4 protein-coding genes are annotated in these 5,302 nt (G+C 71.6%); 2 read left to right on the forward strand and 2 right to left on the reverse strand.

Annotated elements, in window-relative coordinates; genetic code table 11:
* Nucleotides 1-960: 960 nt before the first annotated feature.
* Nucleotides 961-1,545, reverse strand: coding sequence for an isopentenyl-diphosphate Delta-isomerase (idi, locus tag G6R24_RS17850; protein ID WP_163550352.1), 585 nt, complete (start codon nucleotides 1,543-1,545; stop codon nucleotides 961-963).
* A gap of 260 nt (nucleotides 1,546-1,805) precedes the next feature.
* Nucleotides 1,806-2,270, reverse strand: coding sequence for a hemerythrin domain-containing protein (locus G6R24_RS17855; protein WP_163550353.1), 465 nt, complete (start codon nucleotides 2,268-2,270; stop codon nucleotides 1,806-1,808).
* Between the two features lie 945 nt (nucleotides 2,271-3,215).
* On the opposite strand from G6R24_RS17855, the gene G6R24_RS17860 reads away from it, so the two are divergent.
* Together G6R24_RS17860 and G6R24_RS17865 are read left to right on the forward strand one after the other, a co-directional pair.
* On the forward strand, nucleotides 3,216-4,709 hold the full coding sequence (locus G6R24_RS17860) for a serine hydrolase domain-containing protein (RefSeq protein ID WP_225438679.1): 1,494 nt from the start codon (nucleotides 3,216-3,218) through the stop codon (nucleotides 4,707-4,709).
* An 83-nt stretch (nucleotides 4,710-4,792) separates the two neighbouring features.
* On the forward strand, nucleotides 4,793-5,299 hold the full coding sequence (locus tag G6R24_RS17865) for an SsgA family sporulation/cell division regulator (RefSeq protein WP_163550354.1): 507 nt from the start codon (nucleotides 4,793-4,795) through the stop codon (nucleotides 5,297-5,299).
* Nucleotides 5,300-5,302: the final 3 nt, after the last annotated feature.

Below are 5,302 nucleotides of genomic sequence, written 5' to 3' on the forward strand. Positions count from 1 at the left end.
GTGCCGCGGCGGCCGGCGGAAAAGATGGCGCGTGGCGCCGGTAGCCGCCCTTCCCGGATGGACGGGCATCGGAGCGGAAGAGAAGCGCATGGTTTTCGATCGGGCTGAGGTGATTCTAGTAGAAGTCGGTTTCCCGGTCACCCCGCTCGCTTCGGACCGGTCGGTAGCCCGCGGCGAGGATATCCGGGCGCCTGGTGTTCCGCCGTACCTTCGGGTCGGCCGGAGCGAAGCACGATGCCCCGGGGCGGAGCTCGGCGCACCACGGATGGTGTGCACCGTTCCGAGAACGTGAACACGCCTGCCGGGATGGGCCGCGTACTCGTGTCGGCCCGCCGGCCGGGCGCCGGCGAGTGCCCCTCGGCCGACGGGGCCTGGCGGCGATCTGGTCGGAGGCGACCGTGGGCTGGTAGGACGGCTCCACCGGCGGTGGCTGGTGAGTCGCGGATCCGGCCGGTCAGGGGCGCCGACCCCACCGTCGTCGACAACTGCCGACGACGGCGGGAAGTCGGTCGGACACGCAAATCTGATTCGGGACCAAATACCCGGTTACTCGACGTCCGTGGGATGTTGCCAATGCGGATCCGGCCGGGTTCGCGAACCCGGCCGGACTTTCCGGCGCGGTGCCCGGAGGTCCGGACGTGGTGCTCTGGATGCCCGCGGAAGTTCCCCGCCGGACTCGTCGGGGCCACGGACCCGCGGGCGGCTGGGTCGAGCTTCGCCTACCGCCGGATCCGGTCGAGCATCGTGTGCCGCACGTGACCCGAAGCGCACGGGAGGCGCATTGAATGCCACACCCGGGGTGGGTCGTTACGCGTTGAACTTGTCACCCTTAGTAAGCGCTCGCCCGTCGTTCATGGCTAGCTGTGGCTAGATGATTCGACCAGATTCTAGTCATTAGTGACTAGTAATCACCGGTGGCCTCGCTCGGCTTCGGACTGCCGGACCCGGCGGGGGAGCGAATCAGTGGCTGGCCGGGGCAACGATGGCCAGCGGGTGGGTGGCCCTGGTGAACGCGGCCATCTGTTCGACGGACCAGGGGCTCAGCGCCCACGGGGTTCGTTCGGCCGCCACGCGGTAGTCATCCCACTCGACCCAGCGCCACTCGACCACCTCGCCGGGATCCGGGTTCGGCTCGCCCACGGCCCGCGCCACGAAGACGGGGCAGAACTCGTTCTCGACCAACCCATCCGCCGCCGTCGCCCGGTAGGCGAAGTCGGGCAGCGCGCAGCGCAGATCCGTGACGACCAGGCCCAGCTCCTGGGCGATCCGCCGCTCGGCGGCGGTCTCGATCCGTTCGCCCGGTCGAGGATGGCCGCAACAGCTGTTGGTCCACATGCCCGGCCACGTCCGCTTCTCCAACGCCCGCCGGGTGACGAGCAACCGCCCGTCCTCGTCAAAAATGTACGAGGAAAAGGCCAGATGCAGGGGCGTGTCATGGTCATGTACGGATAGCCGTGGCGCCGTCCCGCACGGTTGGCGGTCGGCGTCGAGCAGCACCACCTGATCGTCGACGTCCACGAGGGGAACCGATGCTTGCGGACTCACGCGTCTGGCCTCGCCTTCCCGAAACAGCTTGCAGGGGTCTCCCCATCCTCCCGGTGTCCCGGTTCGACCGCGGCCCGGGGCCCGAGCACCTCTGGTCACATCCTGCGTCGAACCCCACCGCCCAGGGCCCACCGCCCCGAAGGCCCACCCCGACGAGGTAGTCCGCAGGTGGGCGATGGGTGGGCGCTGCGACGGACGAGCAGACCGGCAGGGGCCCGCTGGCCGCCGCCCGCCGCCTACTGGCCGCGGCGCTCAGGCGCTCAGGAGGTCAGCATGCCGCAGCGGTCACGGATGTCGGCGAGCACTTCCCAGTCGTCGCTGGACAGGACGGAGAGCGCCGCGGGGAAGAGACCCTCCTGTTCCTTGACGATGTGCCGGCGCAGCAGGGTCAGCGTTTCGATGACCCGGGCGGGCCAGGCGGGATCGGTGCCGCCGGTGCCATCTGTCGCACCGGCGAGGACGGCCTCGATACGGCGGTGTTCGCCGCACAGAATGGCGATCTTCTCGGGGAACTCGACAGCCATGGGTGGGAAAAGGCCTCGTTCCTCGACCTCGGTATGCGGTCCGAGAACAGACGTGATCGCGGTGCAGCTCTCGACCAGCGCCTCGATATCGCCACACCGATAGGCCGCGCGGGCCAGCGCGGACAGTTCGACGAGTTCGTCGTGTTCCCGGATCAGGTCGTCGATGGCCGGGGTGGCCAGGCACCAGCAGTAGTCAGACACAGTAGGGCCGTCCTCGGGGTCGGGGGGAGACCGGCGTGGATCGCCGACCGCGGTTACGCCGGACGCGCCGCCAGCCAGTGGGGGCACGCCGGGCCGGCCGGCGACGAAAGACAACGTGTGGGGCTTTGACCTGCGCAGTTGCCCGGACAGTGGCGTACGCGCCGTCGTGGCCGAAGGCCAGGATGTGCGGGTACGGCGGGCAATCGCGCCGGTCGGTTCGGGCCGGGTGGACGCGAGGAGTGCCGGCGGGCGTGGGGCACCCGCCGGCGGGGGTCGCGAAGCCGTGGCCCAGGTTTCGGCTCCGGCCCCGCCATCGGGAAAGTCGCCAGTGCCGTCATGTCACCTCTGTTCCGCCCGGCGGCGCACAGGGTCGCGCCACCGCATCCATCATGCGGCGGCCCGGGCGGGACCAATATGGACCTTGGTCCCGTTGGTCGCCGTCCAAACGACCGTGCTGCCGCGGACCGCAATCCTCGATGCGTCCCTGCCGGTTCGCCCGAAAAGTGGAAACGGATTATCCGGCGAATTTTCGTGCCGAGGTCGTCCGTATGATTCCTTCTTTTCCTGGAGATCTGCTCTTCTTCCGGAGGTATGTGGATCGCGGTGCCCGGGAGACGGGAGGTCGCTCATCCGAGGGTGCCGGTGGCCGTGGGCGGGTTCCCCTGGACGTGCCAGGCGTCCGCGGGCGCGACCTCGGGCCTATGCTCCAGTCTGCGCGACCAGGGTCGATGGTGAGGTTCCGGTGCCGCTGTGACCCGGCCGCGCGCGGTGGTCGCCTGCCATCACCACGCCCTGGTCCCGGTCGCTGGGTCTCGGTCGTAGCGCGTGCTCCTCGGGCCTGGTCGAGGGATGGTCGGATGGCTGGATGGCTGGGGCATGAGGCGGTCGGATGGTTGGCCGGCCGGGATGCTGGTTCGGGCGCACCGGCCCGGGTGGGGGATGCCGATGTCGAGCGCACCTGAACCGCTGCTTGCCGCGACGCGACGACAGTTGCTGCACCGGGTGGCATCCGAACAGGCGGATGCCCGGGCCCCGTCGCTGGTGGCGGCCGTGGCCCGGGACGGCCAGACCGTCTGGTCCGCGGGCCGGGGTCGCGCGGTCGGCCCGGCCAGGGCTCCCGCCGACGACATCGGTGGCGGGGCGGCACCTGGCGCGGGCACCGCCGACGGAGGCGGACGGGTGACGCTGGGGGAGGCGGGCCGGCCGGGCCCGGACACCCAGTATCGGATCGGGTCGATCACCAAGACGTTCACCGCGGTGCTCGTGCTGCGCCTGCGGGACGAGGGTCGGTTGTCACTGGCGGATCCCCTCGACCGACATGTGCCGGGCACAGCGGTCGGCGACAGCACGATCGCCCAGCTCCTGGCCCATCTGGGCGGGATCACCGCCGAGACGCCGCCGCCCTGGTGGGAGCGGGTGGCCGGCAGTGAGCACGCCACCCTCGACGAGGCCGTCGGGCCTGACCCCCGGCGGTTCCGTCCCGGGCGGCGCCATCACTACTCCAACGTCGGTTTCGCCGTTCTCGGCGAGCTGGTCGCCCGCCTGCGTGGGATGAGCTGGGCGCAGGCGCTGGACCGGGAGCTGCTGGCGCCGCTGGGGCTGACCCGCACCACCGGGGCGCCGATGGCCCCCCACGCGCAGGGGTACGCCGTTCATCCGCATGCGGATGTTCTGCTGCCCGAGCCGGCGCATGACGCGGGGGTGATGGCGCCGGCCGGTCAGCTGTGGTCGACGGTGACCGACCTGGTCCGCTGGATGGCGGTCCTGGGCGGCCACAGCGACGCCGTGCTGTCCCTGGACACGTTGGCCGAGATGCGGGAACCGGCGGCGGTCGAGGCGGACAGCGGCGAGTGGCAGCTCGGCGCCGGCCTCGGCCTGCAGCTGATCCGCCGCCCGAGCGGCCAGCGTGGCCCGGCTGGGACGAGCACCGTGTTCGTCGGGCATGGTGGCTCGATGCCGGGGTTCGTCGCCGCGGCGTGGAGCCGTCCGGGGGGCACCGCCGCCGTGGCCCTGTCGAACGCGACGAGCGGAGTCGCGGTCGGGGAACTCGCACTTGACCTCATCGACTCGGTCGACGCGCTGCAGCCGTCGCTGCCCACCGAATGGCTGCCCGGCCCGCTGGTCGACGGCGACACGTTGGACGTCACCGGTGTCTGGTACTGGGGGCCAGCTCCCTACATAGTGACGTTGCGTGGTGACGGCACGTTGGTGCTCACGCCGCAGGGTCGCTACGGTCGGGCCTCCCGGCTGCGACCGGGCCCCGCCGCCGGGACCTGGACCGGGCTCGACGGCTACTTCGCCGGTGAGACTCTTGTCCTCGGTCGGGACGCGTCCGGTCGGCTGACGAACCTCGAGCTCGCGTCGTTCGTGTTCACCCGCAAGCCCTACGCGCCCGCCGACCGGATTCCCGGTGGTGTCGATCCACATGGCTGGCGGTAACGGCCGGCGGGACGCGGCGGATCGGCGGGGTGTGGCGGTCGGCGGGTCGTGACAGGCAGGTAAGAAGGGTCAGGGGAGGGCGCATGTTCCGCCGTCTGGGTCGGCGCGGGGTGTTGCAGCGCGCGCTGTACGTGCAGGTGGTGCGGCCGGGTGGGCGCCGCAGGTGGGTGCTCGTCGGGCTTGGCTTCGACGCGGCGGACCCGATCGCGGTGACCCTCACGGTCGGCGGCCCAGGGGTCGATCAGATCGTCTGGCGGTTCGCGCGTCGGCTGCTCGCCGAGGGCACCCGACGGCCGGTGGGTCTTGGGGACGTGCGGGTCCGGCCGGCGGTGGCCGCCGGCGAGGCGGCGCTGGCCCTGCGGCTGTCCAGCCCGTCGGGGATCGCCGAGTTCGAACTGCCAGCCCGTGACGTGGTCGCCTTCCTCTGGCGCAGCTTCGCCATGGTCCCGGCGGATGCCGAGGTCGACCGGATCGACTGGACCGCCGAACTGCGGTTTCTGCCCGGTGGCCCGGACACGCCGCCGGGGTCCGCCCCGCGTCGGCGGGCCAGGGGCCGGTTCCCGGCCGGTCCGCGTCACGCGGGTGCCTAGCCC

It is taken from the genome of Candidatus Frankia nodulisporulans (assembly GCF_902806475.1).
GTDB lineage: Bacteria > Actinomycetota > Actinomycetes > Frankiales > Frankiaceae > Frankia > Frankia umida.

Coding starts and splice junctions, on each gene's coding strand:
- G6R24_RS17860 (WP_225438679.1), top strand. CDS start 3,216: ATGTCGAGCGCACCTGAACCGCTGCTTGCCGCGACGCGACGACAGTTG.
- G6R24_RS17865 (WP_163550354.1), top strand. CDS start 4,793: ATGTTCCGCCGTCTGGGTCGGCGCGGGGTGTTGCAGCGCGCGCTGTAC.